A 1,632-nucleotide genomic window follows, 5' to 3' on the forward strand; every position below is an offset into this window, starting at 1 on the left:
AGGCGGACGCTTTCTTACCTCCAGTCAAGTCTTTTTTTAGGCTTGATTATTAAATTATTGGTTTGATTTGGGAGGGGTACCACTCCCAAATCAAATTTATGCATGCCGAAAAGCCCTAACGAAATTTCTTTTTTTGCCAGGGTAAATGTGCTATAGTGAGACTATCGATTACGAACAGGTGGATGCTGTCTCGTAATCATATGTTAGATCGTGTTGGATAAGATGAAATGCTACTTTCAGGAACTTATTCACACACGCGATGCTCGCAACCTTATGAGGTTTTCTCTGAGGTTGCGTTTTTAGTTTGTCGTAATAATCGACTATATGGTTCTTTTTCTTTTTCCTCCATGTAATCATCGTTTGAACCATAAAGTATAAAATTTTTCGGAGATTTTTATTTCCTCGTTTATTGATTTTATCTTTATAGTGAATAGTACCTGATTGGTAACGCATCAAATCGATTCCCACATAAGCATTCAACTGCTTATTGTTTTGAAAGCGGCGGATATCGCCAAGTTCCCCAATAATTCTAACAGCTGTTAGTTCACCGATACCCGGAAAGGACACCAATATTTGATATTCTTTGCGTCCTGCCGAAAGCTCTATCATTTGTTTGACTAATCGCTTTTTCTTTTCCTTTAATTCTGCGATGCGTGTGGCATAATCTTTTACTTGTTCGCATCGTACATCTCTTCTAGAAATCGCAGGATAAGAATTATTTGCCGCTTCTAACATAGCTAAACTTTTTTCTTCCGCTTGTTTTAAAGAGATATTTTTACATGTACTGGCTTTTATTCGATTACGTAGAATTGTTTTAGAACAAGCTAGCACCTCTTCGGGATGGGGATAGTCTTGTACGATATTTAAAAAAAGGGAAGAGTTCGTCGAAAAAAGGCCCTCTAGTTCAGGGAAACTTAATTGTAAAATAGCGTGCATACGATTAAATATATGATTAATCTCTGTATCTACTTCATTATAATAGCGCGTGAGAGCACGCATTTGATCAAAATAATCATCTGGAAGATGAGTCTTTCTCCGATCCTCTTTGAAATGGGTTTTGGCTAATTCATGAGCATCGCTCTTATCTGTTTTTTGTCTACGCATCTTAGCCATTTGAGTCTTGGCTTCCAATGGATTGACACAACAATATCCATAGGAGTGATCTTGTAAAAACTTTTCAAGACCTTTGGAATAAACCCCAGTTGCTTCAAAAACGATTTCGGGTCCTTGTCCATCTTGAGAGATTAAATTTTGGAGTGTCTCATGCAGTTTTTCAAAAGAAGGACGATTATGCAGAATTTCTCCTTCAAAATCACACTGTTGATACTGGTTATAAATCACCATGGTGCTTTTTCCCTTACTGACATCAAATGCCACTACATGTTTCATTTTATATCTCCTCCTTTTGCCAATCATAGAAGTCTTCACAGTGCCCTAACAATTCCCTTTTCTTACACGATCTCAAGGACCCAACATACTAAACTGATTCTAATAGGGGTGTGAAGTTAGCCGGTTTCCGATACGGATTCTAAGATCCCAGCGTCCGCTCGACTTTCCCTCACTTCTACTATATAAAAATAGTAGCACAAACCATGGCCTTGGTTTGTACTACTAATGTTAGTATGTTTCCGC

Annotated in this window: 1 protein-coding gene; it reads right to left on the reverse strand. The window is 37.8% G+C overall.

What is annotated here, in order from left to right:
- Positions 1-168: 168 nt before the first annotated feature.
- Positions 169-1,389: an IS110 family RNA-guided transposase gene (locus WAX74_RS20885; RefSeq protein WP_336499576.1), complete on the reverse strand. Its 1,221-nt coding sequence runs from the start codon at positions 1,387-1,389 to the stop codon at positions 169-171.
- Between the last annotated feature and the right edge of the window lie 243 nt (positions 1,390-1,632).

Origin of the sequence: Psychrobacillus mangrovi (assembly GCF_037104765.1) — a bacterium.
Classification (GTDB): Bacteria; Bacillota; Bacilli; order Bacillales_A; family Planococcaceae; genus Psychrobacillus; species Psychrobacillus mangrovi.